This is a genomic window from Bradyrhizobium sp. 613_E4_N2_2, assembly GCF_052075995.1.
Classification (GTDB): Bacteria; Pseudomonadota; Alphaproteobacteria; order Rhizobiales; family Xanthobacteraceae; genus Bradyrhizobium; species Bradyrhizobium barranii.
In genome coordinates, this window is the sequence record NZ_CP197234.1 from 332,213 (window position 1) to 359,052 (window position 26,840).

Annotated in this window: 26 protein-coding genes and 1 tRNA gene; 17 read left to right on the plus strand and 10 right to left on the minus strand. The window is 64.8% G+C overall.

Going from position 1 to position 26,840, the window contains the following annotated elements; translation table 11 throughout:
* Window positions 1–58 precede the first annotated feature (58 nt).
* Window positions 59–1,747 carry an MFS transporter gene (locus AB7290_RS01535; protein WP_085403008.1) on the minus strand — a complete coding sequence of 563 codons (1,689 nt, stop codon included), beginning with the start codon at window positions 1,745–1,747 and terminating at the stop codon, window positions 59–61.
* 148 nt (window positions 1,748–1,895) lie between these two features.
* Here AB7290_RS01535 and AB7290_RS01540 point away from each other — a divergent pair, with 148 nt between their 5' ends.
* From AB7290_RS01540 to AB7290_RS01570, 7 genes are all read left to right on the plus strand, one after another.
* Window positions 1,896–3,266 carry a hydrolase gene (locus AB7290_RS01540; protein WP_085403006.1) on the plus strand — a complete coding sequence of 457 codons (1,371 nt, stop codon included), beginning with the start codon at window positions 1,896–1,898 and terminating at the stop codon, window positions 3,264–3,266.
* Window positions 3,267–3,300: 34 nt separating this feature from the next.
* On the plus strand, window positions 3,301–4,668 hold the full coding sequence (locus AB7290_RS01545) for a cytochrome P450 (RefSeq protein ID WP_085403004.1): 1,368 nt from the start codon (window positions 3,301–3,303) through the stop codon (window positions 4,666–4,668).
* A gap of 51 nt (window positions 4,669–4,719) precedes the next feature.
* Entirely contained in the window at window positions 4,720–6,129 is a 1,410-nt protein-coding gene (locus AB7290_RS01550) for an adenylate/guanylate cyclase domain-containing protein (protein WP_085403002.1), read from the plus strand.
* Between the two features lie 121 nt (window positions 6,130–6,250).
* Window positions 6,251–6,739 carry a TerB family tellurite resistance protein gene (locus tag AB7290_RS01555; RefSeq protein ID WP_085403000.1) on the plus strand — a complete coding sequence of 163 codons (489 nt, stop codon included), beginning with the start codon at window positions 6,251–6,253 and terminating at the stop codon, window positions 6,737–6,739.
* 231 nt (window positions 6,740–6,970) lie between these two features.
* Window positions 6,971–7,750 (plus strand): SDR family NAD(P)-dependent oxidoreductase, encoded by a 780-nt coding sequence (locus AB7290_RS01560; RefSeq protein WP_085402998.1) that lies wholly within the window; start codon window positions 6,971–6,973, stop codon window positions 7,748–7,750.
* A 192-nt stretch (window positions 7,751–7,942) separates the two neighbouring features.
* Window positions 7,943–8,737, plus strand: coding sequence for a glutamine amidotransferase (locus tag AB7290_RS01565; protein WP_085402996.1), 795 nt, complete (start codon window positions 7,943–7,945; stop codon window positions 8,735–8,737).
* Between the two features lie 126 nt (window positions 8,738–8,863).
* Complete coding sequence (locus tag AB7290_RS01570) at window positions 8,864–9,676, plus strand: enoyl-CoA hydratase (protein WP_085402994.1); 813 nt, start codon at window positions 8,864–8,866, stop codon at window positions 9,674–9,676.
* Between the two features lie 102 nt (window positions 9,677–9,778).
* Here AB7290_RS01570 and AB7290_RS01575 read toward each other — a convergent pair.
* Window positions 9,779–9,854: transfer RNA gene (locus tag AB7290_RS01575), tRNA-Ala, on the minus strand.
* Window positions 9,855–10,038: 184 nt separating this feature from the next.
* On the opposite strand from AB7290_RS01575, the gene AB7290_RS01580 reads away from it, so the two are divergent.
* From AB7290_RS01580 to AB7290_RS01590, 3 genes are read left to right on the plus strand one after another with little or no spacing between them, the layout of a single operon-like run.
* The gene (locus AB7290_RS01580) at window positions 10,039–10,329 is read left to right on the plus strand and encodes a YggT family protein (protein WP_007598721.1); all 291 of its coding nucleotides are present in this window, start codon (window positions 10,039–10,041) and stop codon (window positions 10,327–10,329) included.
* 15 nt (window positions 10,330–10,344) lie between these two features.
* Complete coding sequence (locus tag AB7290_RS01585) at window positions 10,345–10,713, plus strand: DUF167 domain-containing protein (protein ID WP_085402992.1); 369 nt, start codon at window positions 10,345–10,347, stop codon at window positions 10,711–10,713.
* A 1-nt stretch (window position 10,714) separates the two neighbouring features.
* Complete coding sequence (locus AB7290_RS01590) at window positions 10,715–11,599, plus strand: bifunctional methylenetetrahydrofolate dehydrogenase/methenyltetrahydrofolate cyclohydrolase (RefSeq protein ID WP_085402990.1); 885 nt, start codon at window positions 10,715–10,717, stop codon at window positions 11,597–11,599.
* Between the two features lie 136 nt (window positions 11,600–11,735).
* On the opposite strand, the gene ppa is transcribed toward AB7290_RS01590, so the two are convergent.
* Both ppa and AB7290_RS01600 read right to left on the minus strand, forming a co-directional pair.
* On the minus strand, window positions 11,736–12,272 hold the full coding sequence (gene ppa, locus AB7290_RS01595; protein ID WP_014490715.1) for an inorganic diphosphatase: 537 nt from the start codon (window positions 12,270–12,272) through the stop codon (window positions 11,736–11,738).
* A 178-nt stretch (window positions 12,273–12,450) separates the two neighbouring features.
* A complete protein-coding gene (locus tag AB7290_RS01600; protein ID WP_014490714.1) occupies window positions 12,451–12,960 on the minus strand; it encodes a GNAT family N-acetyltransferase in 510 nt (169 codons plus the stop codon).
* 261 nt (window positions 12,961–13,221) lie between these two features.
* Here AB7290_RS01600 and AB7290_RS01605 point away from each other — a divergent pair, with 261 nt between their 5' ends.
* Genes AB7290_RS01605 through AB7290_RS01620 form a run of 4 tightly spaced genes read left to right on the plus strand, consistent with a single transcriptional unit; the run spans window position 13,222 to window position 16,381 of the window.
* Window positions 13,222–14,121 carry a dienelactone hydrolase family protein gene (locus AB7290_RS01605; protein WP_085402988.1) on the plus strand — a complete coding sequence of 300 codons (900 nt, stop codon included), beginning with the start codon at window positions 13,222–13,224 and terminating at the stop codon, window positions 14,119–14,121.
* Window positions 14,118–14,585, plus strand: a complete 468-nt coding sequence (locus AB7290_RS01610) for a DUF2269 family protein (protein WP_085402986.1) — start codon at window positions 14,118–14,120, stop codon at window positions 14,583–14,585. The genes AB7290_RS01605 and AB7290_RS01610 overlap by 4 nt, the downstream gene beginning before the upstream one ends.
* A gap of 8 nt (window positions 14,586–14,593) precedes the next feature.
* Window positions 14,594–15,913 (plus strand): SDR family oxidoreductase, encoded by a 1,320-nt coding sequence (locus tag AB7290_RS01615; RefSeq protein ID WP_085402984.1) that lies wholly within the window; start codon window positions 14,594–14,596, stop codon window positions 15,911–15,913.
* A gap of 60 nt (window positions 15,914–15,973) precedes the next feature.
* A complete protein-coding gene (locus AB7290_RS01620; protein WP_085402982.1) occupies window positions 15,974–16,381 on the plus strand; it encodes a thiol-disulfide oxidoreductase DCC family protein in 408 nt (135 codons plus the stop codon).
* Window positions 16,382–16,393: 12 nt separating this feature from the next.
* On the opposite strand, the gene AB7290_RS01625 is transcribed toward AB7290_RS01620, so the two are convergent.
* From AB7290_RS01625 to AB7290_RS01635, 3 genes are all read right to left on the minus strand, one after another.
* A complete protein-coding gene (locus tag AB7290_RS01625; RefSeq protein ID WP_085402980.1) occupies window positions 16,394–17,641 on the minus strand; it encodes a flavin monoamine oxidase family protein in 1,248 nt (415 codons plus the stop codon).
* A 216-nt stretch (window positions 17,642–17,857) separates the two neighbouring features.
* Entirely contained in the window at window positions 17,858–19,684 is a 1,827-nt protein-coding gene (gene typA, locus AB7290_RS01630) for a translational GTPase TypA (RefSeq protein ID WP_071908699.1), read from the minus strand.
* A 289-nt stretch (window positions 19,685–19,973) separates the two neighbouring features.
* On the minus strand, window positions 19,974–20,750 hold the full coding sequence (locus AB7290_RS01635) for a Crp/Fnr family transcriptional regulator (RefSeq protein WP_085402978.1): 777 nt from the start codon (window positions 20,748–20,750) through the stop codon (window positions 19,974–19,976).
* A gap of 136 nt (window positions 20,751–20,886) precedes the next feature.
* On the opposite strand from AB7290_RS01635, the gene AB7290_RS01640 reads away from it, so the two are divergent.
* Window positions 20,887–21,321 (plus strand): response regulator, encoded by a 435-nt coding sequence (locus tag AB7290_RS01640; RefSeq protein ID WP_094184253.1) that lies wholly within the window; start codon window positions 20,887–20,889, stop codon window positions 21,319–21,321.
* Window positions 21,322–21,345: 24 nt separating this feature from the next.
* Here AB7290_RS01640 and AB7290_RS01645 read toward each other — a convergent pair whose 3' ends face one another.
* On the minus strand, window positions 21,346–22,887 hold the full coding sequence (locus tag AB7290_RS01645; protein ID WP_085403101.1) for an alkaline phosphatase D family protein: 1,542 nt from the start codon (window positions 22,885–22,887) through the stop codon (window positions 21,346–21,348).
* A 165-nt stretch (window positions 22,888–23,052) separates the two neighbouring features.
* Window positions 23,053–24,498 carry a TAXI family TRAP transporter solute-binding subunit gene (locus AB7290_RS01650; protein ID WP_085402976.1) on the minus strand — a complete coding sequence of 482 codons (1,446 nt, stop codon included), beginning with the start codon at window positions 24,496–24,498 and terminating at the stop codon, window positions 23,053–23,055.
* A 151-nt stretch (window positions 24,499–24,649) separates the two neighbouring features.
* Here AB7290_RS01650 and AB7290_RS01655 point away from each other — a divergent pair, with 151 nt between their 5' ends.
* Entirely contained in the window at window positions 24,650–24,952 is a 303-nt protein-coding gene (locus tag AB7290_RS01655; protein ID WP_028152804.1) for a 4a-hydroxytetrahydrobiopterin dehydratase, read from the plus strand.
* A 91-nt stretch (window positions 24,953–25,043) separates the two neighbouring features.
* On the plus strand, window positions 25,044–25,427 hold the full coding sequence (locus tag AB7290_RS01660) for a YkvA family protein (protein WP_085402974.1): 384 nt from the start codon (window positions 25,044–25,046) through the stop codon (window positions 25,425–25,427).
* 253 nt (window positions 25,428–25,680) lie between these two features.
* Here the strand turns inward: AB7290_RS01660 and AB7290_RS01665 are convergent, their stop codons facing one another.
* Window positions 25,681–26,835 (minus strand): TAXI family TRAP transporter solute-binding subunit, encoded by a 1,155-nt coding sequence (locus AB7290_RS01665; protein ID WP_085402972.1) that lies wholly within the window; start codon window positions 26,833–26,835, stop codon window positions 25,681–25,683.
* Window positions 26,836–26,840 lie beyond the last annotated feature (5 nt).

Genomic DNA, 26,840 nt, shown 5'->3' on the forward strand with positions numbered 1-26,840 from the left:
TGCGGTGAGATCGTCCCGGATTGCGCTTCGCTCCATCCGGGCTACGTTCTGAGAGAACCTACGTGCTACTTCCCGCCGCGCTCGCGACCACCGGCAGCACCTCGGCGCCGGCACGATCCGGCGTCTCCTCCTTCCAGCGCACCGAGCCGAACGGACGCTCCAGCATGCGGCGGATCCGCACCGGATCGGGTCCGATGTGGAAATCGATCGCCTGCTGATGCAACGCGCGTTCGGATTGTGTCGAGCGGTTGCGCTGGCGCAAGTAGTCGAGCCAGGTCGGACAGTGGTAGCGCTCGGTCCACAATTCGGGGTCGGCGATGTCGCGCGCGATCGACCAGCCATAGGCGCCGTTGCGCTGCCGGGAGAGCTGCACGTCCTGCATCACATTGTGGAAGGCGCGCGCGTTCTCTTGGCTCACCCTATATTCGATCTCGACGACCAGCGGCCCGCTGCGTGCTGTGAGCGACAGTTTGACTTCCGGATCGGCGAGCACGTCGGCGTCCTCGTTGCGGGCGCCGACGCGCGGCATCGCCAGCCAAATGCCCAGCACCGGCGAGATCAGCATCAGGCAGGCGGCCGTCAGCAGCGCGACCTCGACGCCGGCATAATCGGTGAGATGGCCCCAGCCCCAGGCGCCGATCGCGATGCCGCCGGATATCGAGGCCTGGAACGCCGCGAGCGAACGGCCCGCGACCCAGCGCGGCGCCGAGAGCTGCACGCCGATGTTGAACAGCGCGACGGCCGCCATCCAGACCGCACCGGCGAGCACAAGCGCCGCCGCTGTCAACACCGGCTCCGTGCTCACGGCAAGCGCGGCCATCGCGAATGCCATCGAGATGGTGCAGGCGCGGATCGCGGCCTCGCCGCTCATGCGCTTGCGCAATTCATGGATGTTGAGCGCACCGACGACGGCGCCCATGCCGAAGGCACCCAGCATGATGCCGTAGGTCTGCGCGCCGCCATGCAGCAGGTCGCGCGCGATCAGCGGCATCAGGGCCATGATGGCGCCGCCGATCAGGCCCATCACCAGCGTGCGCAACAGCACGATCTTGATCGGCGGCGAATTGGTGATGTAGCGGAAGCCCGAGACCATCGCGCGGTTGAGCTTCTCCCGCGGCAGGCGCGAGGGCTCGGTATTGCGCCGCCAGAGCAGCAGCACCACCAGCAGCGGCAGATAGAGGATCGCGTTGCAGGCAAACGCGGCCACCGCGCCGAGCGAGGCGACGATGACGCCGCCGACCGCGGGACCGAAGCTGCGTGCAATATTGTAGCTGATGCCGTTCAGTGCGACGGCTGACGGCAGTGATTCGGGCGGCACCTGCTCGCTGACCGAGGATTGCCACGCCGGCCCGAACAGCGCATTGCCGCTGCCCACCACGAAGCAGAAGACGAGCAGCGTTTCCGGGGTGATCAGCTTGAGCCAGGCCAGCACCGTCAGCGCAGTCGCGCCGATCAGCGCGATCGCGAGCGAAATCAAGGTCACGATGCGCCGGTCATACATGTCGGCGATGGCGCCGGCCGGCATCGAGATCAGCATGATCGGCAGCATCAGCGCGGTCTGCACCAGCGCCACCTTGTCGGCCGAGGCCGCCATCTGCGTCATCGCCCAGGCCGCGCCCACGCCCTGGATCAAGAGGCCAAGATTGGAGAGCAGGCTGGCGAGCCAGATGCGCCGGAACACGGTGTACCGCAGGGGTGCGGCGATGCCGTCGCCGGCGAATTTCTGACGGTTCGGCTGCTCGGTCATATCCCCTTCCATATGGGCTGGCAGAAGTGGTCTTGGAATGGTCTTTGGGTGATTCCGGCAAGTCCAGTGATGCCTGCGAAAGTCCTTCGCTGTCCAGTGGTTAGGCCGCTATAAGCGGCACAAAGACATGGTTTTTCCGGAGAAACATATGAAGCTGTCGCGAAGGTCGATCCTGCTGGGAGTAGGCAGCTTGCCTTTCGCGGTTGCGAGCTTGCGGACAGGCGCGCTGGCCCAGACCGCGCCCACGGCTCAGAATGCCGAGGTGCCGCCGATCCTGTTGGTCCACGGCAATGGTGAATACGACGCGGTCTGGATGACGACGCTTTGGCGAATGGAATCCAACGGCGTCGCGCGCGATCGCATGATGGCGGTCAATTTCACGGATCCGCTGGCGCGCAGCGACGACAAGGTCGAGCAGGCGGGCCGCTCCTCGACCGAGGACCAGCGCCGCGAACTCGCGGCGGCCATCGCGGAATTGAAGCGCCGCACCGGCGCGGCCCGCGTGGCGCTGGTCGGCAGTTCGCGCGGTGGCTACGCCATTCGCAACGTCATCAGGAACGGCGGTGCCGGCGATGTCAGCCATGCCGTGCTGTGCGGCACGCCCAATCACGGCGTGTTCGCGACCGACGACCAGCCGAACAACGAATTCAATGGCCGCGGTACATTTCTGCGCGGCCTGAATGAGGGCGAGAGCGAGGTGACGCCGGGCACGGCCTTCCTCACCCTGCGCAGCGATGGCATGGACAAGTACGCGCAAGCCGACGGCCGCTTCATCGGCAAGCCCGGCACGCCGACCGGCGTTACCGTCGAAGGGCCGGAGTTGACGGGCGCCACCAATCTCGTGCTCGTCGCGCTCGACCATCGCGAAGTGGCGTTTCACCCGCGTGCCTTCCGCGAGATCTACAAATTCATTGCCGGCCGCGAGCCCGCGCGCATCGCGATTGTGCCGGAGCAGAGCGTCAGGTTGAGCGGCCTTGTGACCGGTACGCCAGGCGGCGTGTCGACCAATCGCCCGGTGGCGGGTGCAACCGTCGATGTCTTCCGCGTCGATCCTGATACCGGGGAGCGCAAAGGCGGCGCGGTGCACAGCGCGAAGACCGGCGCCGACGGCCGCTGGGGTCCGGCGCAGGTCGAGCCTTCCTGGTTCCTCGAATTCGTCCTGACATCGCCCGACGCGCCGACGACGCATATCTACCGCTCGCCGTTCGCGCGCTCGTCCGATGTCGTGCATCTGCGTGCCGCGCGCCCGCTCGGGCCGGCGGACAAGGATGCCGGCGCCGTCGTGATCATGTCACGCCCGCGCGGCTATTTCGGCCTGCCGCGGGACGTGGTGCTGCTCGACGGCAAGGAGCCGGCCGACGTCAAGCCGGGTGTGCCCACGGATTCGGCAGCAACCTTGCGGCTCCCGGCCGCGGAGGCCGGGCGTAACGTCGTGGCCCAGTTCGGCGAAGAACGAATTGTGGCGCGTGCCTGGCCCGCCTCCGAGAACAGGATTGCGATTGCCGAGCTGACTTACTAGCTATTGGCCTGGGTCATATCTGCGGGAGAGAGCCATGAACATCGCCAGTGTGCGTCGGCCCATCATCCCTCCGACCCCGCCGCGTGCGCCCGACGACATGTCGTTTCTCGGCCGGGTCGCGGTCCTCAAGCAGAACATGATCGCGACCTGGGGCCAGCGTGCCTACGAAGAAGAGGTCATCAAGGGCCGCTTTTTCCTCCACAACAGCTTCATTCTGAATCAGCCGAATGCAATTCGGCATGTCCTGCTCAGCAATTATGAAAACTACACGCGCACGCCGGCGGGGATCCGCATGCTGCGTCCGGTGCTCGGCGAAGGAGTTCTGATCGCGGAAGGCCACGCCTGGGCGCATCAGCGCCGTACGCTCGCGCCGGCCTTCACGCCGCGTGCGACCGCAAATCTCGTCCCGCATATGACCGCGGTGCTCGACGAGACCATCACAAAGCTCGATGCGCGAACAAGCGAGCCGGTCGATCTGCGCGAGACGATGCAGCGCATGACGCTGGAGATCGCCGGGCGCACGATGTTCTCGTTCGGCATGGACCGTCACGGCCCGACCTTGCGCAACTTCGTCATGGAATACGGAGCGCGGCTGGGACGGCCCTATTTCCTCGACATGCTGCTGCCGGTGTCCTGGCCGACCCCGATGGATTTTGCCCGCGCGCGCTTCCGCAAGCGCTGGACCGAATTCGTCGCGATGCTGATCGCCGAGCGCCGCACGATGGGCAAGAAGGACGGCGCGCCGCCGCGCGACCTGTTCGATCTCATGGACGCGGCGCGCGATCCCGAAACCGGCAAGGGCTTTTCGGACGCGCAACTCGTCGACGAGGTCGCGACCATGATCCTGGCGGGTCACGAGACCACGGCGACGGCGCTGTTCTGGGCGCTCTATCTGCTCGCGCTCGATCCGGAGACGCAGGAGGAAGTTGCCTCCGAGACCCACGGCGAGCACCTCGACAGCATGGCCGATATCGATCGCCAGAAGTTCACCCGTGCGGTGATCGAGGAGACCATGCGGCTCTATCCGCCGGCCTTCCTGGTCGCGCGTGCCGCGCGCGAGAAGGACAATGCGGCCGGTGTCGAGATCGGCAAGGGCGACATCATCATGATCGCGCCCTGGCTGCTCCACCGGCATGAGAAGCTGTGGGACCAGCCGAACGCCTTCATTCCAAAACGCTTCATGTCGAAGGAGGCGCCCGACCGCTTCGCTTACCTGCCGTTCGGCGCGGGTCCGCGCGTCTGCATCGGCGCGCCGTTCGCGCAAGCCGAATCCGTGCTGGCGCTGGCCCGGTTGATCGGCGCGTTCCGTATCGAGCTTGCCGACAGGGTTCCGGTGATCCCGCTCGGCGTCGTGACGACCCAGCCGGACCACTCACCTTTGTTCCGCATCACGCGTCGGTGACAGACATTCGTCTGCCCGATGGCGCGATCCACCCCAGATAGAGCCTCCGCCATGAGCGACATCCAGGCCCAGTTTTCCGTTCTGAAGCAGACCGCCGATGCCAAGGTGGTCGACGCGATTGCGGACCTCATCGAGAACGGCGAGGATCACGAGCTCAACCGCGTCAATGTCCTCGATTTCGCCAGGCAGCATGGCCTCGACGAAGAGCACACGATCTCCACCTTCCTGCATTCGGCGCGGCTCGGACTGTTCGATCTCGGCTGGAACGTGCTCTGTCCGGGCTGCGGCGGCGTGCTGGGGGCCCATTCGACGCTGAAGGCGCTCAAGCCGGACGATTATCACTGCGCGCTCTGCGCCTGCGGCTACAAGGCGTCGGTCGACGATCAGGTCGAGGTCTCCTTCACCGTCAATCCGCGCGTGCGGCGCATCGCAGCGCACGATCCCGATACGCTTCCGGTGTGGGAATATTTCAAGCAGGTATTCTGGAGCTCCGGCGTCGACTTCAACAAGGAATCCTTCGCGACGCTCGCCAACGAGGTGACGCTCGATACGCTCGAGCTTCCGGCGGGCGAGAAAGCGACCATGTCGCTGCAACTGCCGGGCGACTTCATCATCATCTTCGAGCCGGTGACGCACGCCGCCCATTTCATCGACGTCCAGGGCGAGCCGACCAAGGAGCGCCAGCAGTTCGCGATCATGTACAACAAGGTGCAGGCTCCGACGGGGACGACGACCATGCGGCCGGGGCCGCTGCGGCTGTCGCTGGAGAACCAGGCCGGCGTGCGCGTGTTGCCGTCGGTGTTCATCGCGGCCGAGGCGCTCCATCATCTCATCGGCAAGCGCAAGCCGTTCCTCACCGCCAAGCGCATGCTGTCGAACCAGACGTTTCGCGATGTCTTCAAGGCGGACAATCTCAGCCTCGACCAGCGGCTCCAGATCACGTCGCTGACATTCCTGTTCACCGATTTGAAGGGCTCGACCGCGCTCTACGAGCGCGTCGGCGATCTCGCCGCCTTCGATCTCGTGCGCGCGCATTTCCATGCGCTGCTCGAGATCATCTCCTCCGAGAAGGGCGCGGTGGTGAAGACAATCGGCGACGCCGTGATGGCGACCTTCGTCCGTCCGGAGCACGCCATCGTCGCGGGCCTGCGGATGCGGGCCGCTATGGACGAGCTCAACAGGCAGCGCGGCACCGACGATCTCATCGTCAAGATCGGCATCCATGAAGGCCCGTGTCTTGCGGTGATGCTCAACGAACGCCAGGATTATTTCGGCCAGACCGTCAACATCGCCGCTCGCGTCCAGAGCCTGTCGACGGCGCGGGAGATCCACATCACGGGCCCCGTGCTCGATGCGCCCGCAGTCGCCGAGGTGCTCGAGCAGCGCGCGATCAAGCCGATCCAGAAGCAGGCGGCCCTGCGCGGCATCGCCGACAAGATGGTGGTGTACGAGATACCGTGACAGATTGCCGAAAGGTAATGCCCGCGCGGAGCTGACGCACGTTGCGGCGGTTGAGTTTCCCGCTCATATAATGCTGGTGGCGGCCGCACTCCCGCGGCTTCATCGTTTTCGGTAGGATCCTATGCTCGACGGCCTGCGCCAATTCATCGCCGACATTGTGGCCCCTCATGCCGGGGATCGTGCATTCGGCGATGGCGATTACCGGCTTGCGGCCACCGCGCTGCTGGTTCACGTGGTCTCGCTGGACGGTCAGCCGACGGCGACCGAGCAGCGCAAGCTGCACAGCCTGATCGAAAGCCATTTCGGGCTGGATCGCGGAACCGCCGACCGCCTGATCGCGGACGCCACCCAGGTCGAGGGCGAGGCCGTCGATCTCTATCACTTCACCAGTGTCATCATGCGCTCGCTCGACGAAGAGGGCCGCAAGCGCATCGTCCAGATGATGTGGGAGCTGGTCTATGCCGATGGCCAGGTCTCCGAGTTCGAGGACAACGTCGTCTGGCGCGCCTCCGACCTGCTCGGGATCGCCCAGCGCGACCGGATCGACCTCAAGCATGCGGTCGCAAATCGCGCCGATGATCAGGTCAAGGACGGTGCCGTCGGGGGTTGAGCCGTCTCGACGCGGTATTATCGGCGGTTGTGCTGGCCACATGACGAAACTTTAATATACCCTCGTCGGCCACCCCGGCCCCGGATTTCCCCGTAAAATCCGTGGTTTTCCTGCTTCCCTGTTGCCCGCTCAAGCAGCCATGCTGCCGGTGACGCTTGCCTGTCGCGCTCGGCCTATGCTCTCGTTCCGCCATTGCGGGGCCAAAAAACTTCAATTCAAGAGACTTCGATCGTGACTGAGCGGGTAACGTTGATCACCGGTGCGTCGGCGGGCATCGGCACGGAGCTGGCGCGTGTGTTCGCCGCCAACGGGCATCGCCTCGCGCTGACGGCGCGACGGGCGGACCGGCTGGAGGCGCTTGCGAACGAGCTCGCCGCCAAGGGCGGCAAGAAGCCGATCGTGATCGCCTGCGACCTGCAGGAGGCGGATGCGGGCGAGAAGATCGCCGCCGCGCTCGCCGCCGAAGGTGTCGAGCTCGACCATCTCGTCAACAATGCCGGCTTCGGCGTGTTCGGCGATGCGATCGAGCGCGACCGCGTCGAACAGGTCGGCATCGTCGATGTCAACGTCCGGGCTCTGACGGATCTGTCGCTGCGCTTTGCCGATCAGCTGATCAGGAACAAGGGCGGTCTTCTCAATGTCGGATCGGTCGCGGGCTTTCTGCCCGGCCCCGGCATGGCCGTGTACTACGCGTCCAAGGCCTATGTGATTTCCCTCACCGAGGCCCTGCGGGCGGAGCTCGCGCCGCGCGGCGTTCGCGTCACCGTACTTTGCCCGGGTCCGGTGCCCACCGAATTCCAGGCGCGCGCCGGCGTCGGGTCCGGGCATGATACGACTCTTCTCAACGTGTCTGCCGCCGATGTCGCGCAACAGGCCTATCGAGGCCTGATGGCCAACAAACGGGCAGTGCTGCCTGGTCTCGGAATCAAGATCGTGCCGTTCGCGCTGCGTTTCTTCCCGCGCGGCTTCATCCTGTCCGCCACCAGCCGGTTCCAGAGGCAGAGGCACTAGATTTCTTGTCTTGACGCGTTTTCTTGACGCGAACCGGTGTCCACTTCGCTCGAAAACGCTTTGAAGAAAGCTCAAAGCTCCGTAGTGGCCCGGAGCTTGCTTCAATATCGGGACGCGTGTGCGCGAACTCACACGATGTTAACTACCGCTTAGTTATGCTGGCGGCCTGAACCGATAGCACTCGCAGAGGCCATGTCGTTCCGGACGGACAGGTTTGGTGGCGCAGAATTGGTGCCCTTCCCCAGAAGGACGCCGAGCGCCGCCGCCTCCGAAGCCCGGTTGCCGGTTCTGATCATCCTGCATCAGGAATCCTCGACACCCGGCCGCGTCGGCAATGCGCTGCGCGCGCTCGGCCATCGTCTCGACATTCGCCGTCCCCGCTTCGGCGATCCCCTGCCCGACACGCTCGATCAGCATGCCGGTGCTGTTTTCTTCGGCGGTCCGATGAGCGCCAACGATCCCGACGACTACATCCGCCGCGAGATCGACTGGATCGAAATTCCGCTCCGCGAACAGCGGCCGTTCCTTGGTATCTGCCTCGGCGCGCAGATGCTGGCGATGCAGCTGGGGGCCCGCGTCGCACCGCATGCGCAGGCACTGACCCAGATCGGCTACTATCCGATCCGCCCGACCGCCGCGGGCCACGCGCTCTGCCCGAATTGGCCGGCACAGGTCTATCACTGGCATCGCGAAGGATTTGAACTGCCCGTCGGCGCTGAGCTGCTTGCGGAAGGCGATGATTTTCCGATCCAGGCGTTCCGCACCGGCAACGCTTTCGGGGTGCAGTTTCATCCTGACGTGACCTGCGCGATGATGCATTGCTGGACCACGCGCGGCTATGACGGCCTCAGCGCGCCTGGCGCGCGCGAGCGGCATCATCATTTCGCGGACCGTGCCGTCTACGACGTTGCGGAGCGGGCCTGGCTCGATCATTTCATCGACGGCTGGCTGGCGCGCCGGCAGGTGCTGGCGCAAGCCGCCGAGTGATCGCGCCTCCGCGCAAGGTGCTTCGCCTAAGTTCTTGGCGCAAGCCCTTGCCTCATCCCTGGATATGCTAGGCTCGTTCCTAACGAGCGCGCGCGAACGCGTGCCGGCAGACACAGGGAGAGCGTCATGGCCTACGAACACATTCTGTATGAGGTGAGCGACAAGGTCGCGACCATCACGCTCAATCGCCCTGATCGCATGAATGCGTGGACGCCGACGATGGAGCGCGACGTGCGCCATGCGATGGAAGCATCGAGCGCCGATGACAATGTCCGCGTCATCGTGCTCACCGGCGCGGGCCGCGCCTTCTGCGCCGGCGCCGACATGGATGCGCTGAAGGGGCTCGACCCCAACGACGTCAGGCGTGCCTCGAACCTGCCGCCCTTCGACATGAACCGCCGGCCGGACTGGCAGACGCGCTACGGCTTCTATCCGTCGATCGGAAAGCCAGTCATCGCCATGCTCAACGGCGCGACCGCCGGCATCGGCCTCGTCCACGCGCTTTATTGCGACCTGCGCTTTGCCGCCGACAATACCGTGTTCACGACAGCCTTCGCGCGGCGTGGCCTGATCGCGGAGCACGGCATCAGCTGGATGCTGCCGCGCATCGTCGGCCACGCCAATGCGATGGATCTGCTGCTCTCGGCCCGGCGCGTGTCGAGCGAAGAGGCGCTGCGGATCGGCCTGGTGAACCGGCTCTGCTCACCCGAGAAGCTGCGCGAGGAGACCTACGCCTATGCGCGCGACCTCGCCGATTTCGTCTCGCCGAGCGCGATGGCCGTGATCAAGCGCCAGCTCTACGAGGTGCCGTTCCAGACCCTGGCCGAGGCCACGATCGAGGCCAACCGCGAGATGATGGTCGCGCTGAACGGCAGCGATTTCCGGGAGGGGGTGGCGAGCTTCATGGAGAAGCGGCCGCCGAGGTTTACGGGGAAGTAGGGGGAATTTGGAGGGAGCCCGCCGTCGCCCTTCGGGCTATGGCGTGGCAGCCTTCGCTACGAAGCGGCTTGCCGAGCCGAAGCAGGCGCAGCCTGCGAAGGCTGGTGGAGCCAGGCGGGATCGAACCGCCGACCTCGTCATTGCGAACGACGCGCTCTCCCAGCTGAGCTATGGCCCCGTTTGGCGGCCGCTCTGGTGAATGCGGCCGACAACCGGGCGCCATTTAAGTCCCCGCCAAGGTCAAGTCAAGGACGGGTGTGACCCGGTTTTAACCATCCCCGGCACCGACTTCCCTTGTTTGGGCCGGGGGGAACCGATATCTAGCAAAAAGCGTCAATCCCGACCGAAAGCCAGAGTCTTCAATGCGTGCCGTTCTCGACATCGTCATCATCGTGCTCGACCTCTACGTCTGGCTGCTGATCGCCTCCGCGATCCTGTCCTGGCTGATCGCTTTCAACGTCGTGAACACCCGCAACCAGTTCGTTTCGGCGGTGGCGGAGTTCCTGTACCGGATCACCGAGCCGGTGCTGGCGCCGATTCGCAATTTCCTGCCCAGTCTCGGCGGCCTCGATATCTCGCCGATCATCCTGATCCTGCTCATCATGTTCATCGAGCGGGTGATCCTGTATTACATCTACCCGAACGTGATCTAAGCGGGCGGGAGCGCCTTGGTTGCGAAACAGGCCTTCAAGGAACCCTGGCGCTATTCGGTCGCAGGAATCAGCATCGCGCTGCGGGTGACGCCGCGCGGCGGCCGCGACGACATCGACGGGATCGAGCAATTGGCCGATGGCCGCAGCGTGCTCAAGGTGCGGGTGCGCGCGATCGCCGATGGCGGCGAGGCCAACAAGGCCGTTCTGGTGCTATTGGCGAAATCGCTCGGCGTCCCCAAGGCCAGTGTAAAGCTGCTTTCCGGTGCCACCTCGCGGCTGAAGCAGATCGCGGTCGATGGCGATCCGGCGCGGCTCGGCGAAGCCCTGCGCAAGCTCGCCCAAGCCAGATCGGCAGACGCCAAACCGACAGACCAAGGGAACTGACATGACGGCCAAGATCATCGATGGAAAAGTCATCGCTGCGGAACTCCGCGCGCGCGTCGCTGACGAGGTTGCCCGCGTCAAGCGCGAACACAATCTGGTGCCGGGCCTCGCGGTGGTTCTGGTCGGCAACGACCCCGCCAGCGAGGTCTATGTCCGCTCCAAGCACACCCAGACGCAGGCGGCCGGCATGGCCTCGTTCGAGCACAAGCTGCCGGCCGACGTGTCGCAGGCCGATCTGCTGGCCGTCGTCGCAAAACTCAACCGCGATCCGGCCGTGCACGGCATTCTGGTGCAACTGCCGCTGCCGAAGGGCCTGAATACTGAGGCCGTCATCAACGCCATCGATTCCGCCAAGGATGTCGACGGCCTGCATCCGAACAATGCCGGCCGGCTCGCCGGCGGCTTTGAAGCGCTGTCGCCTTGCACGCCGCTCGGTTCGATCATCCTGACCAAGAGCGTCCACGCCTCGCTCGAAGGCATGAATGCCATCGTGATCGGCCGCTCCAATCTGGTCGGCCGTCCGCTGGTGCAATTGCTGCTCAACGAGAATGCCACGGTGACCATCGCGCATTCGCGCTCGCGCGATCTGCCCGGGCTCGTGAAGCGCGCCGACCTCGTCTATGCCGCGGTCGGCAAGCCCGAGATGGTACGTGGTGACTGGCTGAAGCCAGGCGCGACCGTGATCGACATCGGCATCAACCGCATCCCCAGGGACGACGGCAAGACGCGCCTCGTCGGCGATGTCGCCTATCAGGAAGCACTCGCCGTTGCCGGCGCGATCACGCCGGTCCCGGGCGGCGTTGGCCAGATGACGGTCGCCTGCCTACTGGTGAATACGCTGCGCGCGGCGTGCGCGATCGCAGGGCTGCCGAAGCCGGCGGTTTAACTCCAGGTCTCGCGCCCCGGACGCAGCGCAGCGTGCAACGATGCGCTGCAGAGCCGGGGCCCATTGCAAGTGGCACCATCGGTCCCGGCTCTGCGGCGCGTCACTTCGTGATGCACCGCGTCCGGAACACGCAATCTTACGCCTTTTTCTTCTTCTCGCGCTCGATGCCTTCGAGGATCAGCTTCTGGGCGTCTTCCGGGCCGCCCCAGCGCAGAATCTTCACCCACTTGCCCTTCTCGAGATCCTTGTAGTGCTCGAAGAAGTGCTGGATCTGCTGCAGCGTGATGTCGGGCAGGTCGGAGTACGACTTCACCTTGTCGTAGCGCTGCGTCAGCTTCGACGACGGCACCGCGAGAATCTTCTCGTCGCCGCCGGCTTCGTCTTCCATGAACAGCACGCCGACCGGGCGCACGCTCATGACGGCGCCGGGGATGATGGCGCGGGTGTTGATGATCAGCACGTCGCAGGGATCGCCGTCATCGGACAGCGTGTGCGGGATGAAGCCGTAGTTACCGGGGTAACGCATCGGCGTGTAGAGGAAGCGGTCGACAACGAGCGTGCCGGCTTCCTTGTCCATCTCGTATTTGATCGGCTCGCCGCCCACGGGGACTTCGATGATGACGTTGACGTCGTGGGGTACGTTTTTTCCGATCGAGACCGCATCGATACGCATTCAAGGCTCCGTTGTTGCCGAGGTTAAATCGCGCCCGGCAGCGATTTTGGCGCTGTCATACGCGGGCTTGGCCCGCCAATCCATCGTGTTTTTGTGAAATAATGAATCCAGCGACTACCGGCTCAAAGGGCAACGGTATCGACGGATGGGAAGCGCTGCCGGCTAGACTTTCAGCAGCTCAATTGGTCCAAGCGAAGGCAACCTTGTCGAGCGACTTCGGCCCGAAACGCTCGGAGGAGCGCGCCACCATGCGGCCGCCCAAGGCGCGGTAGAACTCGGTCGCCGGATCGTTGTCCGAGAGCGCCCACACCACCATGCTCTTCAGGCCGCTCTGCATCAGGTCGCGGCGGGCTGCGGTGAACAGGCGGCGGCCGAAGCCGAGACCCTGGAATTCCGGACGCAGATAGAGCTCGTAGATCTCGCCGTCGAAGTGCAGGCTGCGGGCGCGATTGCGGCCGTAATTGGCATAGCCGGCGATCTTGTCGCCGAACACGAGCACGCTGACGCGGCTGCCTTTGCGAATCGCACTGTCCCACCACTGCGGACCGCGGCGGTTGATCAGCTTTTCCAGCTCGCCGCCGGGAATGATGCCCTGATAGGCGGAGCGCCAGGCTTCGTCATGGGTGGACGCCACCGCAGTTGCATCTGCAGCTTTGGCCGGCCGGACCTCGATCAGGGTTGTGCTCATGGACACGATCAAACCAAGTCGCCGCGCCGGCGGCAAGACCTATCGTTAATTATCGGTTAACGTGTGGATTTTGTGCATCAGTATTTTAACCATGTTGTACCGAAAGAAGACAAGACGCCATTTCGAACGGCACCGGCCTGCCATTGCCGGTGCAAAACTGCCCTGCGGCAACCAATGAACCGCGATGGCAACGCAAAAAGTCCGCCGAAAATGATTCGTTCCTGCAGATCTGTCGCTGTCCGTGTTCGCCTGCGGCAATTCATGCGCGTCTTCAACATCTTCGCCCTCCTGCCTCTGCTGCCCTTGCTGCTGGCGTCGCCTCTGTGCGCACAGGTCACGTTTGGGTCATCGGGTGAGGAGGGCGAGCCGTTTCGCCGGCAAGAATGGCGCGTGCCATCGCCGGATACCGACATTGCCGCGCATGCGCTGCTGTTTCGCCCCGTCGGCGCCGGTCCATTCCGGCTTGCGGTGATCGCACATGCCTCGACGCAGAATGTGCTGCGTCGGGCGCAAATGCCGCAGCCTGAATACCGCGCGCTGGTCGCGTTTCTCGTCGCGCACGGCTTCGCAGTGCTGGTGCCGGAGCGGCTCGGCCATGGTGCGACCGGCGGCCGCTATGTCGAGGACCAGGGCGGCTGCGACGAGGCGGATTACGCGCGTTCGGGTCGCGCGACGGCCGCCGAAATTTCGCTCGCGCTGGATTTTTTGCGAAAGCAGGATTTTGTTCGTCAAGACTCGGCCGTCGTGCTCGGCCATTCCGCCGGCGGTTGGGGGGCGTTGGCGCTCGCGAATGCCGATCCGAACGCGATCTCCGCGATCATCGCGTTTGCGCCGGGGCGCGGTGGCCACGCCAATGATGAACCGAACCGGATCTGCGCGCCGCAGACGCTTCTCGCCGCGGCGGCCGAGTTCGGCAAGGCGGCGCGCATTCCCGTCACATGGCTCGTGGCGACCAATGACAGCTATTTCGCGCCGGCGTTCTCGCGGCAAGTGGCGGATGCGTTTCGCGGTGGAGGCGGCAAGGTGGACTTCCGCACATTGCCGGCCGTCGGCAGCGAGGGGCATTGGATGATCGAGAGCGAAGCCGGCGTCAAAGCCGCCAGCCGCGAGCTCGGGCTTGCGCTGAACCAGTCCAAACCTGCGGCGGCCAAGAAGCCATGACGCTGTATCTCCTGGTCAAATACCTCCATGTGCTCGGCGCCATCGTCATTCTCGGCACTGGCACCGGCATCGCCTTCTTCATGCTGATGGCGCATCGCACGAACGACGCCGAATTCATCGCGCGCACCGCGTCGGTGGTGGTGATTGCGGACGCGATCTTCACGTTGTCGGCCGTGATCCTCCAGCCGGTGACGGGCGGCCTGCTGATGATGCTTTTGGCCATGCCGATCACGGAACGCTGGCTGCTGGCCTCGCTTGGGCTCTACGTCTTTGCGGGCCTATTCTGGGTCCCCGTCGTCTTCATGCAGATCGAGATGCGCGATCTCGCGCGCAAGGCGGCCGAGCAGCGCGGCGCTCTGCCTGAACGTTACTTCGTGCTCTACCGCCGCTGGTTCGCGTTCGGTTTCCCCGGCTTCGGCGCGACGATGTTGATCCTGTGGCTGATGATCGCGAAACCGTTTTGAGAGATGCGATGACCCAGCGAACCGTTTTGGTGCTCGGTGCCTCCGGCCTGATCGGGCGCTTCGTCACCGACGATCTGCGCGTGCGGGGATTTCGCGTGGTCGGCGTCGCACGCAGCCTGTCGCCCGCGCAGAAGATGAGCGCGCTGGACATCGAGCGGCCGATCCTGTCGCTCGATGCAGCCGCGCTGATGCGCCTCTTCCGCGAGCACGCCGTCGACGTCGTCGTGAACTGTCTCGGTGTGCTCCAGGACGGTCCCGGCAGCGACACGAGCGCGGTGCATCGCGATTTCGTCGCGCGCCTGCTTCAGGCGATCGCCGACAGCGGCCGCGCGATCCGGCTGGTGCACATCTCGATCCCCGGGACCGCCGAGGCGGATCGCACCGCCTTCGCGACGACCAAGCGCGAGGCCGAACGCCTGATTGCAGCCTCCGGCATTCCCCACGCTGTCCTGCGGCCCGGCTTCGTCGTCGCGCCTTCAGCCTATGGCGGCAGCGCCATGCTGCGTGCGCTCGCCGCCTTCCCGCTCGACCTGCCTGGGAAGGAGATGTCGACGCCATTTCAGTCCGTCGCAGTCGAGGACATTTCGGCCACCATCGCCTGGCTCGCCGCGCGCGATATTGACGACGCCTCAGTCAAAGCCGTGACGTGGGACCTGATGCAGGCCGAGCCGCTCACCATGGCCGGCGTCATCAAACAGTTCCGCCACGCCTTCGGCACGGCCGGCTGGCCGCGCCTCGCGATGCCGTCGTTTATGCTCGATCTCGGCGCGAAGATCGGCGATCTCGCCAATTATCTCGGCTGGATGCCGCCGATGCGCTCCACGGCCATCGCCGAGCTGCGCCGTGGCGTGACCGGCGAACCCTCCACCTGGATCGCCGCCACGGGCATCGCGCCGAAGACGTTGGCTGATGCGATCGGGCGCCATCCCGCCACCATCCAGGACAAATGGTTCGCGCGGCTGTTCCTGATCAAGGCGCTGATCTTCGCCAGCCTGGTTGCGTTCTGGCTCGTCTCCGGCTTCATCGCGCTGTTCGTCTCCTACCGTGCCGCCGCCGGAATTTTGAGCGCGCACAATTTTTCGCCCGCGCTGGTCGATCCCATCACCATCGGCACCAGCCTGATGGACATGAGCATCGGCGCGCTGATCGCCTTCCGCCGCACCGCGGCGATCGGTTTGGTCGCAGGCATCGTCGCCTCGCTCGGCTATATGGTCGGTGCGGCGATCCTCACGCCCGACCTCTGGATCGAGCCGCTCGGCGCGCTGGTGAAGACAGGGCCGGCCATCGTGCTGATGCTGGTCGCGCTGCTGATGCTGGATAATCGCTAGCGTTTTCGAGCGAAGTGGATCCCGGTTCGCGTGAAGAAAACGCGTAAGATAGAGAGACTGATGAGCAAATGGCCCGACGATGACGTGATCCTGTTCGACGGCGCCTGCATCTTCTGCTCGCGCTGGGTCCGCTTCGTCGCCAAGCGCGACACGGCGAGGCGGTTTCGCTTCACGCCGATCCAGTCGGAGTACGGCGCAAAGCTCGCGCGGACCTTTGGCATCGATCCTGACGATCCCGACACCAATGCCGTGGTTCACGGCGGAGTGGTCTTTATGAAGTCCGACGCTGCGCTGACCGTGCTGTCGCATCTGCCGGGATGGAGTTGGGTGCGCGCGTTGTTTGCCGTGCCAAAACTGCTGCGGGACCCCGTGTACAGCCTCGTCGCGCGCAACCGCTATCGCATCTTCGGGAAGTATGACGCCTGCTTCGTTCCCGATGCGGATTTGCGGGCGCGGGTGATTGAGTGACGTAGCCGGCGCTTACGGCTTGCCTGAAGCCGCCAGCACTTCCTTGGCCGCGCGCTCCCCGCTGTCCCTGGCGCCATGCGCCGTCGTGAAGAAGCTTGGCGACGTCGCTTCTCCCGCGAAGAACAGCCGCCCATCCACCGGCGCTGCCAGCACCGCGCGGTCTCCAGCGTGCCCTGGCAGTGCGTGTGAATACGATCCTCTCGCGAAGGGGTCGTGGGCCCAGCGCGACTCGTAGAGCGGCTTGAGCTTTCGCCTGATGTCGTTGCCGAGGAAGCCTGCGATCTCGTCGATGCTGTGCGCGGCGATGGCGCCGTCGCCGGCGTCTTCCAGCTCGCGGGCGAAGCTGCCGCCGAAAAAGCCCTCGATGCAGGGCTGGCCGAACGGGCGGATGTGGTAGGTGCCCATCTCGGTGCGCATGGTGGCACCCCGCAGATTGCCCTCTTTCGGGAAGGCTTCTGCATCGTCGAGCGCCAGCGTCACCTTGTCGTCGACGCCGAGCGGCAGGCCGGCTGCGGCGCTCACCTTGGCCGGGAGCGGCGGAGAGAAGCGGATGGCTTCGTCCGCGATCAGATTGGTCGGCACGGTGACGATCACCTTGTCGGCGGTCAGCGTGCCCTGCGACGTCTCGATGCGGAGGCGCTGGCCGGAATGATCGATCAGCGTGACATTGCAGCCCAGGGCCACCGGGCAGGGGGCGCCATAGGCCGCGACCAGCGCGCCATAGCCACGGCGGACGCGCCAGTTGAGGTCGCTATCCTCATAGGCGTCCCAGTCCAGCGTCGACATGTCCTTCAGTTCGCAGCCGTTGATGTAGGTCGAGACCGCGTCGATCATGGGATTCCAGCGATTGCCCGGATCGAGGCTCAGGCTCGCGGGCTCGTCCTTGCCCTTTTGCGCGGCCTGCCACAGCCGCTCGTAGAATGCGTCCATCGCGCGCATGAAATCGTCGCGCTCGGCCTGCGGAAACGCGTTGCCGAAGGCGCGCTCGCGCCAGGGCGGCAGGTCCTTGTTGACCTCGAAGCCGAGCTGCTTGGCGATTCCGACGAAGGAATTCTTGTCGGCGGAGTGCAGCCAGCCGCAGCCGACGTCGAAGGTCACCTCAGGCGAGGCCTGCACGGTCCAGGCGCGTCCGCCAATCCGGTCACGCGCCTCCAGCACGATCACGGAGAGGCCGGAGTCAGCCAGCGCATGCGCCGCGCCGAGGCCGGCGGCGCCGGCGCCGATGATCGTGACGTCAACGGAGGAGGGCAGGGAGGTCATGAGCGGGCTCTAGCACGTTCGCGAAGAGCGCTGAAGCCACCACAAAGTGAGGTGTCATCACCCGCCTTGTGCGCACGTTGTGCACTGGGGCGAGTGATCCATCTTCGTAGGGTGGGCAAAGGCGCTCTTGCGCCGTGCCCACCATTGCCGACGGGGATTTCAAGTGGTGGGCCCGCTACGCTCGGCCCACCCTACGGCACTACGGTGTGGAGCGGCTTACGCCACCGCTTCCTTGGACTTTTCCGCGCGCTTGCGCTCGTTCGGGTCGAGGTGCTTCTTGCGCAGACGGATCGACTTCGGCGTGACCTCGACGAGCTCGTCGTCCTCGATATAGGCGAGCGCCTTTTCCAGCGTCATGCGGATCGGCGGGGTCAGGCGCACGGCTTCGTCCTTGGACGTCGTGCGGATGTTGGTGAGCTGCTTGCCCTTGAGCACGTTGATCTCGAGATCGTTGTCGCGGGTGTGCTCGCCGACGATCATGCCCTTGTAGACCTTCCAGCCCGGCTCGATCATCATCGGGCCGCGGTCTTCCAGCTTGAACATGGCGTAGGCCACCGCTTCGCCCTGGTCGTTGGAGATCAGCACGCCGTTGCGGCGGCCCTGGATCTCGCCCTTGTACGGGGCGTAGCCGTGGAACAGGCGGTTCATGATCGCGGTGCCGCGGGTGTCGGTGAGCAGTTCGCCCTGATAGCCGATCAGGCCGCGGGTCGGCGCGTAGAACACCAGGCGCAGGCGGTTGCCGCCGGACGGCTTCATCTCGACCAGCTCGGACTTGCGCTCGCTCATCTTCTGCACGACGACGCCGGAATGCTCCTCGTCGACGTCGATCACGACTTCCTCGATCGGCTCCATGGTGGCGCCGGTCGCTTCGTCCTTCTGGTACACGACGCGCGGGCGCGACACCGAGAGCTCGAAGCCTTCGCGGCGCATGGTCTCGATCAGGATCGCGAGCTGCAATTCGCCGCGGCCGGACACTTCCATCGCATCCTTGTCGGTGGCCTCGACGACGCGCAACGCGACGTTACCCTCGGCTTCGCGCAGCAGACGGTCGCGGATCATGCGGCTCGTCACCTTGTCGCCTTCAGTGCCGGCGAGCGGGGAGTTGTTGACGATGAACGACATCGACACGGTCGGCGGGTCGATCGGCTGCGCCGGCAGCGGCACCTCGACGGTCGGATCGCAGAAGGTGTCGGCGACGGTGCCCTTGGTCAGGCCGGCAATGGCGACGATGTCGCCGGCTTCAGCTTCATCGAGCGGCGTGCGCTCGAGACCGCGGAATGCCAGGATCTTGGTGATGCGCCCGGACTCGACCAGCTTGCCGTCGGCATGCAGCACCTTGACCTGCTGGTTCGGCTTGAGAACGCCGGACGAGATGCGGCCGGTGATGATGCGGCCGAGATAGGGGTTGGCCTCCAGGATGGTGCCGATCATCTTGAACGGACCTTCCTCGACCGTCGGCGGTGCGACGTGGCGCAGGATCAGGTCGAACAGCGGCTCCATGCCCTTGTCCTGCGGACCCTCGGGGCTCTCGGCCATCCAGCCCTGCTTGGCCGACCCGTACAGGATCGGGAAGTCGAGCTGCTCCTCGCTGGCGTCGAGCGCCGCGAACAGGTCGAACACCTCGTTGATGACTTCGGTCGGGCGCGCGTCGGGGCGGTCGACCTTGTTGATGACGACGATCGGCTTGAGGCCGACCTTGAGCGCCTTGGAGACCACGAATTTTGTCTGCGGCAGCGGGCCTTCGGCGGCGTCGACCAGCACCAGGGCGCCGTCCACCATGTTCAGGATGCGCTCGACCTCACCACCGAAATCGGCGTGGCCGGGGGTATCGACGATGTTGACGCGGGTGTCCTTCCACTGCACCGAGGCCGCCTTGGCCAAGATGGTGATGCCGCGCTCACGCTCCAGATCGTTGGAGTCCATGGCGCGATCCGTCACCTTCTGGTTCTCGCGGAACGTACCGGATTGCTGGAGGAGTTTGTCGACCAGGGTCGTCTTGCCGTGGTCGACGTGGGCGATGATGGCGACGTTACGGAGGTTCATGAGTGAGCTTCTTTGCGGTCGGACAATGGGTTAAGCGCGATCTCGCCGGTCGGACCGGGACCTCTTCTCGAAACAACGCTGGAAGACTGGAAACGGGCGCTTTCCGCCCAAAAAGGGCCGCCCGGCCATCTCGACCAGGCACCCTACGCGTTGCGGCGCAATATATGCAGAAACCGCCAAAAAACAATGTGTTCTTTGCTGATTGGTTGACTGAATTTTGTCCGGGAATCTCCGGGGGTTAGGGTAAATTCAGCACCAAACCGGCCTTTGCTCGGGGACGGGGCCTCGATCAGCCCTGCGCCGAGCCGGGGCTGGCCTCCTCGGTCGGATAGACCCCGCGCAGCACCTCCTCGAAGTGCATCTTCACCGCGTCGTTGCACAGGCAGGCGCGCAGGCGCAAGCCGTCGAGATTGCGGACCAGGATCGCGCCGCGTCTTGTATCGAGCACGCCCTCCGCCTTGAACGACTGGAGCACGCGGCTCGCATAGCTGCGGCCGACCCCGAGCAGCGTCGCGAGCTGCTCATGCGTCAGCGGCACGCTGCTCTCGTCGCCGGTCCGCTCCATCGCCGCGATGATCCACTTGGCCGTACGCTGTTCGATGGAGTGGATGGCGTTGCAGGCGGTGGACTGGAACATCTGCGCCAGCATGCAGTCGGCATAGCGGGCGAAGATGTTGCGCAGCGAGGCCGAGCGCATCTTGGCAGCTTCCAGCTTGGCGACGTGAATGCGCGCGAATGGTCCGCCGAATTTCACGCAGATGCGGGTATAGGCCGGCAAAAATCCCTCGCTGACGATGCCGCCCACTGCGCCTTCGCGGCCGACCAGGATGGTCTCGACGTCGCGGCCGTCCTCATTGGGAACGAGAAATGTCGCGAGCGACGGCCCGCAGGGAAAGTGCACGACCTGGACATCGTCGCCGGGACTGTAGAGCAGCTCGTTGGGCCCGGCGGTGTCCAGAGTGACGTGCGGTGCCAGCAGCGCGTAGTCAGCCGGACTCAAGCGCCGCAGCAGATTGTTGGCCGGCCGGCTACCGACTTCGGTTGTCTTGCTGATACGCGCGTCCATCGTAAATCCCCTGCTCTCCTTTCAACACTAGCGAGGTCCGATCATGGGCTGTGTGCACAAGTGGACAGACGTGAAAACTGTTCTGTGGTGAGTTTCGTTCCGGGAACCCTCCGATGCGCTGGGCGCAGGCGTCGGGATGAGGCTGTCCTCGATCGGTAAGAACATGCAGCCCTCGATATCCACCATCATGATACCTGCTCCCCCGGACGGCTCGACCGGCATGCCCGCCGATGTTCTGATCGTTGAGGACGATCCGATCATTGCGATCGATTTCGAGGATCGCCTGCTCGGATTTGGCGTGAGGAGCGTGCGCACCGTGGGGTCGGTGGCGCAGGCGCTGGCGGCGATCGCAGCGCGCGCGCCGGATTTCGCGCTACTCGACGTCGAGCTCGGCCGCGAGAAAAGCTTTGCCGTCGCCGACCGGCTGGCGGCTACGCAGATTCCCTTCGTCTTCGTGACGGGCTACGGCGCCGAGGATCGGATCGCTCCCGAATTCAAGACGCGGCCGCGGCTGCAAAAGCCCTGCTCGAGCGAAGCGCTGGAGGCCGCGCTGCGCTCGGGCGGCTCCTGATCGCCCGTCGGCGTTCTCCCGGCTTCAGGCAAATTTCGGATCGAGCGTGGTCGACCACAGCGCGACGTCGGCGCGGTCGCGCAAGGTCACCGTCATCTGGCCGGATGCGCCGTCGATCTTGACGTGACCGAAGAACTGCATGCCTGCGGACGGCGGCAGGTTCTGGTTGTCCTTGCCCGGCGCTTTGACGAAACGCACCTCGGGCCCAAAAGTGTTGTCGAGCGCATTTGGACCAAAGGTGCCCGCATGCAGCGGGCCCGAGACGAATTCCCAGAACGGCTCGAACTCCTGGAATTGCGCCTTGTTCGGATCGTAATAATGCGCGGCGGCGTAGTGCACGTCCGCGGTCAGCCACACCGTGTTGTTGATCGGCGCCATCTTGATGAAGCGCAGGATGTCGGCGATCTCGAACTCGCGGCCGCGCACCGGGCCGTCGCCCTGCGCAATGGCTTCCGATCCGCCCTTCGGCGTGTCCGATACGACGAGACTGATAGGCATGTCGGAGGCGATCACCTTCCAAGTCGCACGCGAATTCAGAAGGCCGCGCTTGAGCCAGGCGATCTGGTCCGGGCCGAGAAAATAGCTCGCGGGCCCGTAAGCGGTTTCGAGATTGGCGCCGTTCGGGCCGCGATAGCTGCGCTCGTCGAGCACGAACACGTCGAGATGCGGGCCGTAGGAGATCTGGCGATAGACGCGGCCCGGCTCAACGATGCTCTCCCGCATCGGATACATCTCGTGAAAGGCGCGGCCGGCGCGGGCTGCGAGCAGGGAGATGTCGCGCACCTTGTAGGACGCCGGCAACTCCTTCGACAGCGACCAGTTGTTGGTCACTTCATGGTCGTCCCACTGCACGAAGATCGGCACTTCGGCATTGAAGGCGCGGACGTTGTCGTCGGTGAGATTGTATTTGTGCGCGGCGCGATACTCGTCCAGCGTCTCGGCGACCTTGGCCTTCTCGGGGATGGTGACGTTCTTCCAGGTCTTGCCGTCGGCGAGCTTCACCTCGGATTCGATCGGACCGTCGGCATAGATCGTGTCGCCGGAATGCAGGAAGAAATCCGGGCGATGCTTGCGCATCGCGGAGAAGGTGAACATGCCGCCATCATCGGGATTGATGCCCCAGCCTTGCCCTGCGACATCGCCGCCCCAGACGAAGCTGACGTCGCGACGGTCGGCCGGCGCGGTGCGGAAGCGGCCGACCACTGGTTCGCCCTCGATCGCGGTATGCGAGAGATCGCGAAAGCGGACGCGATAGAAGATATCCTGTCCGCCCGGCAGGTTCTCGATCAGCATCTTCGCGGTGAAGTCGCTCTCCGGCAGCGCCGCGATCGGCGGCAGCGCGCGGACATCCTTGAAGGACTCGGTCGTGGCCACCTCGACCAGCATCTGCGATGGCCGGTCAGCGCGCGCCCAGACCACGCCACCGTCGACCGTGACGTCGCCGGACTGCACACCATGCGTAACCGCCGGCCGGTCGGCCGCGCGCGAGAGATGGGGCATCGCGATCACGCCGAGTGCGCCGGCGCTGGTGGTGAGGAAGCGGCGGCGGGAGAATTTGATGTTCATGGCGGCTTCGCTTTTTGTCTCGTGCGCATCTCGCGTCGTCATTCCGGGACGGTCCGAAGGACCGGACCCGGAATCTCGAGATTCCGGACTCGCGCTGCAGGCGCTCCGGAATGACAACGAAAGCTATACTGAGACAGTATGACGCAGCAATAACGCGGCAGGCGTTTACGCGTTGCCGGCGGCCCTGAATTGCGCACCTGCGCGCTGCAGGCTTTGCGGCATGGCAAACAGCACGGCCTTGCGGTCGGCGACGGCGGCGTGGAACTGGTCGAGCACGATGTTGATGGCGGTGAGCCCGCCCTCTTCGATCGCGCCGTGATCGAAGCAGCGCAGCGTGTCGCGCAGGATTTCGTCAGCCTCGGTTTGCATCTGGTCGAGCTCGTCGGTCGTCTCGCTCTTGCGCGCCGCCGCGATCAAGTCGAACAGGCGGTCGCGCAAATGGCTGTTGTTGTCGCGCTCGTCCTTCTTGAGGTAGCCCGCGAACCAGGCGCCGATCGAGCCCATCGCCGAGAGCGCCATCAGCGTCCACCAGATGTAATCGCTGTATTTGTCGAGGAAGGTCTTTTCCTCGCCGTCGACGAAGGCGGCGGCGCCCGGATGCACGGGGATCACCGCATCCTTGTCGGTGTCGGGCGTCTCGATCTTCGCCGCCATCGGGAATTCCGCCACCAGTTGCTGGCGCACGGCGAAGAGCTGGCGCGTGAACGCCGCGATGGTGGTATCGGACACGCCTTTGCGCGCCACGATGTGGTGCGAGAAGCTGATGGTCTTGACCTCGTCATCGGGGCGATCGGGCGAGCCGCCATAGGTGCCGGCGGGAATCTCCGATGCTTCGTAGACGGGATGGTTTTGCGCGATCGCGTCCGCGGAATCGATTGCGAGGAAGGTCGGCGTGCCGCTGTCCTTGGCGGAAGCCGCGATCGCATCCGACGTGATCTTGCTGTTGACGGGGCCGGCCGCGAGATAGGCATCGGCCTTCTGGGCCTTGATCGCCTCGGCGGCTTCATTGGCCGGGAACTGTATGACCTCGACCTTGGCGGGATCGACGCCGTATTGCTGGAGGATCACCTTGAGCAAATTGACGTTGGCCTGGGTTCGGCCGATCACCCCGACGCGATGGCCGGCGAGCTGCGCGATCTTGGTGATCTTCGCGCCCTTCTTCTTGCCCTTGCCGGGCACGGACCACAGCACCACGACGTTCTTGCGCAGGGTCGCGACGGCTTGCGCGTTCTTCGGCACGTCGACGTCGCCGCGCACGATGGCGAGATCGACCTTGTTTTCCGCGAGCGCATCGGCGCTGGCGGTGGCACCGTCGGTCTGGATCGGGCGTAGCCGCACAAAGCTCTTGTGCTGCGCGAAAGCCTGCGTCAGCGCCTGCACCACCTTGAGGTCGTCGCTATTGGCCGGACCGACCGCGATCTTCAACGTCACCGGCCGCATCGCGAAGTAGTATCCGCCGACGAGCGCGCCGATGATCGCAAGCACCAGCGCCAGAGACACGAGCGCCGTCTTCCGCGCCGCTGATCGCGGCGAAGGCGGGGTGGGCGCTTCGGCCAGGTCCAATCCCCCGGTCATCGATCTCCCAAACAGGCGCTTGAGGCTCAGTTTCATCTTTGCCGGCGATTTACACCTGTAATCATAGCAAATTTCTTGTCCCGCGGGGTTACATCTCCGTCATGGTTAGCGGATGGACGAAATCCGGTCTGAACCAGGGCCATATGCACGGTGTTAGGGTAAAGTTCCCCTGAAAATGGAGGCGATCATGGCAGAGCGGCTGACGCCGGAAGCACGCAAGCAGGCACTGGGCGCCATACCGGGCTGGACCGAGGTTCAGGGCCGCGACGCCATCGGGAAGACCTTTGTCTTCAAGGATTTCAACGAGGCGTTCGGGTTCATGACCCGCGCGGCGCTGGTTGCCGAGAAAATGGATCACCACCCCGAATGGCGCAACGTCTACAAGACGGTGGAGGTGGTGCTGTCGACCCATGACGCCGGCGGCGTCACCAAGCTCGACATCGAGCTCGCCAGGACGATGAACACGATCGCCAAGCTGACAGCTACCTGACACCTTGCGAGGATCGGCTGCATCCCCATGTTGTGATCAGCAGGAGATGCGGCCATCTGCCGCCCCTGGCTGAACGGGGAGTTTGTCGAACATGGCCGCCGAACACAGCGTCGGCTTCGAGCCGGCCGATCGGCTCGCGGAGGATCATGAGAGCGTGCGCCGCCGTTTCTGGCGCAAGCTGAAGCGTGTCGCCGCGCAATTGCCGTTCGCGGAAGACCTGCTCGCGGCCTATTACTGTGCGTTCGACCGGCAGACGCCGCGCCATGTCCAGGCGTCGCTGCTCGGAGCGATCGCCTATTTCATCCTGCCGTTCGATTTCGTCCCCGACGTGATGCCGATCCTCGGCTTCACCGATGACGCCGCCGTGCTCGCCACCGCCATCCGCATGGTCGCCAGCCACATCACGACGGAGCACCGCGAGGCCGCCCGCGCCGTGCTGAAGCGCGGGGTGGATGGTGCGGAGGCGGCGCAGTAGGCGTTGTTGGCTACACGCCGTAGCCACGCCCACCGCTGTCATTCCCCGCGACCCGGCTACGCCAAGGCTTCGCCGGGGTTGCGGTCCAGGGCAGCCGAAGCTTTAGCGTAGGCGGCAGGCGGGGAATCCAGTACGCCGCGGCCTCTCGATTCAATCACTGACGTCACGGAGTACTGGATCGCCCGGTCAAGCCGGGCGATGACAGCGAGTGTGTGGGTGCCGCTTGCGACACCATCGGCCGCAATGCCGCTCGTTACTTCTTCTCCGCCCGCGCGTTCCCCGCGTCCCACGCCTGGAATTGCTTGAACAGCGCTTCCCTGTCTGCGTCGGACACCTTCTGGGCCGCGGGGTTCTGCTTGAGGAACGCCTCGAAGCGCTCCCGGGTCACCGGTTCGACGCCGTGCTTGTCGAGCCATTGCTGCGCCACCGGCAATCTGTTCCAGCCCGTCAGAGGTGCCGGGAGCGAGACTTCCTTCCACTTGGGATGGAAAGGCGGGTTCTGCAGGGTCGGGAATTTCGTGAAGAACGCATCCACGAACAGCGCAAGCTTACGGTAACGGTCGGTGTTGGGCGCCCAGTTGTAGGCCGCGAGCACCGCCGGCACCGCGATGGTGTCCACGGTATCGCCTTCCTTGATCAGGTTCGGATAGTCCTTGGCGGTCAGCGTCGCCGGCAGATAGTCGCTCTGCAGCGGCTTTGCATAGTCGACCCCCGCGAGGTGGAAGCGGCCGTCATTGCTGAAGGTCGACACTGACTTGTACGGCTTGCCGCCGACCACGATGACGGCGTCGATCTCGCCGGCTTTCAGCTTCTCCATCGCGATGCGCTGCTCGACATAGACGAAGTTCGCCTTGATCCCGAGCCGCTCGAACACCGTCAGCGCGGTGACGAAGGTCCCGCCATTGGGCAGATCGACGCTGACCTTCTTGCCCTCGAGATCCTTCAGCGTCGCGACCGATTTCGGCGCGATCACCTGCATCTCTTCATTGTAGAGCTTGGTCACATAGGTGAACTGCTTCTTGATGTCCTTGGCAAAGCCCTTGCGCTCGAGATAGTCGAGCGTATCCGCCCGCACGATGCCGAGATCGACGCCTTGCAGGAACAGAATGTCGGCGACGCTCTGCACCGAGCCGCGGCCGACGATCGGTAGCACGCGGATCTTGTTGCCGTCGTCGAGCACGGAGGCGAGGTCGGCGCCGAACTGCACGTAGGTGCCGCCGATCGTGCCGGTGATCAGCGTGACCGTATTGGCGTTCAGCGACTGCTTGGTGGAGGTCGAGCCGAACTGGAAGATGGCCTTCAGGCTGTCCGAGACCTTGGCCGGATCGTATTCGGTCTGCTCGGCGCGTGCCGCGAAGGCGCAAATCGTCATGATGGCGGCAACCGCCATTCCCAAAGCGTTACGCATGATAC

Excerpts from the sequence above, each read along its gene's own strand:
- AB7290_RS01540 (WP_085403006.1), top strand. The coding sequence starts at position 1,896 with ATGAAGCTGTCGCGAAGGTCGATCCTGCTGGGAGTAGGCAGCTTGCCT.
- AB7290_RS01600 (WP_014490714.1), bottom strand. The coding sequence starts at position 12,960 with ATGAGCACAACCCTGATCGAGGTCCGGCCGGCCAAAGCTGCAGATGCA.
- AB7290_RS01615 (WP_085402984.1), top strand. The coding sequence starts at position 14,594 with ATGACCCAGCGAACCGTTTTGGTGCTCGGTGCCTCCGGCCTGATCGGG.
- AB7290_RS01640 (WP_094184253.1), top strand. The coding sequence starts at position 20,887 with ATGAGGCTGTCCTCGATCGGTAAGAACATGCAGCCCTCGATATCCACC.
- typA (WP_071908699.1), bottom strand. The coding sequence starts at position 19,684 with ATGAACCTCCGTAACGTCGCCATCATCGCCCACGTCGACCACGGCAAG.
- AB7290_RS01545 (WP_085403004.1), top strand. The coding sequence starts at position 3,301 with ATGAACATCGCCAGTGTGCGTCGGCCCATCATCCCTCCGACCCCGCCG.
- AB7290_RS01610 (WP_085402986.1), top strand. The coding sequence starts at position 14,118 with ATGACGCTGTATCTCCTGGTCAAATACCTCCATGTGCTCGGCGCCATC.
- AB7290_RS01550 (WP_085403002.1), top strand. The coding sequence starts at position 4,720 with ATGAGCGACATCCAGGCCCAGTTTTCCGTTCTGAAGCAGACCGCCGAT.
- AB7290_RS01570 (WP_085402994.1), top strand. The coding sequence starts at position 8,864 with ATGGCCTACGAACACATTCTGTATGAGGTGAGCGACAAGGTCGCGACC.
- AB7290_RS01635 (WP_085402978.1), bottom strand. The coding sequence starts at position 20,750 with ATGGACGCGCGTATCAGCAAGACAACCGAAGTCGGTAGCCGGCCGGCC.
- AB7290_RS01645 (WP_085403101.1), bottom strand. The coding sequence starts at position 22,887 with ATGAACATCAAATTCTCCCGCCGCCGCTTCCTCACCACCAGCGCCGGC.
- AB7290_RS01590 (WP_085402990.1), top strand. The coding sequence starts at position 10,715 with ATGACGGCCAAGATCATCGATGGAAAAGTCATCGCTGCGGAACTCCGC.
- AB7290_RS01655 (WP_028152804.1), top strand. The coding sequence starts at position 24,650 with ATGGCAGAGCGGCTGACGCCGGAAGCACGCAAGCAGGCACTGGGCGCC.
- AB7290_RS01555 (WP_085403000.1), top strand. The coding sequence starts at position 6,251 with ATGCTCGACGGCCTGCGCCAATTCATCGCCGACATTGTGGCCCCTCAT.
- AB7290_RS01665 (WP_085402972.1), bottom strand. The coding sequence starts at position 26,835 with ATGCGTAACGCTTTGGGAATGGCGGTTGCCGCCATCATGACGATTTGC.
- AB7290_RS01625 (WP_085402980.1), bottom strand. The coding sequence starts at position 17,641 with ATGACCTCCCTGCCCTCCTCCGTTGACGTCACGATCATCGGCGCCGGC.
- AB7290_RS01535 (WP_085403008.1), bottom strand. The coding sequence starts at position 1,747 with ATGACCGAGCAGCCGAACCGTCAGAAATTCGCCGGCGACGGCATCGCC.
- AB7290_RS01565 (WP_085402996.1), top strand. The coding sequence starts at position 7,943 with ATGTCGTTCCGGACGGACAGGTTTGGTGGCGCAGAATTGGTGCCCTTC.
- AB7290_RS01620 (WP_085402982.1), top strand. The coding sequence starts at position 15,974 with ATGAGCAAATGGCCCGACGATGACGTGATCCTGTTCGACGGCGCCTGC.
- AB7290_RS01660 (WP_085402974.1), top strand. The coding sequence starts at position 25,044 with ATGGCCGCCGAACACAGCGTCGGCTTCGAGCCGGCCGATCGGCTCGCG.
- AB7290_RS01605 (WP_085402988.1), top strand. The coding sequence starts at position 13,222 with ATGCGCGTCTTCAACATCTTCGCCCTCCTGCCTCTGCTGCCCTTGCTG.
- ppa (WP_014490715.1), bottom strand. The coding sequence starts at position 12,272 with ATGCGTATCGATGCGGTCTCGATCGGAAAAAACGTACCCCACGACGTC.
- AB7290_RS01650 (WP_085402976.1), bottom strand. The coding sequence starts at position 24,498 with ATGAAACTGAGCCTCAAGCGCCTGTTTGGGAGATCGATGACCGGGGGA.
- AB7290_RS01580 (WP_007598721.1), top strand. The coding sequence starts at position 10,039 with ATGCGTGCCGTTCTCGACATCGTCATCATCGTGCTCGACCTCTACGTC.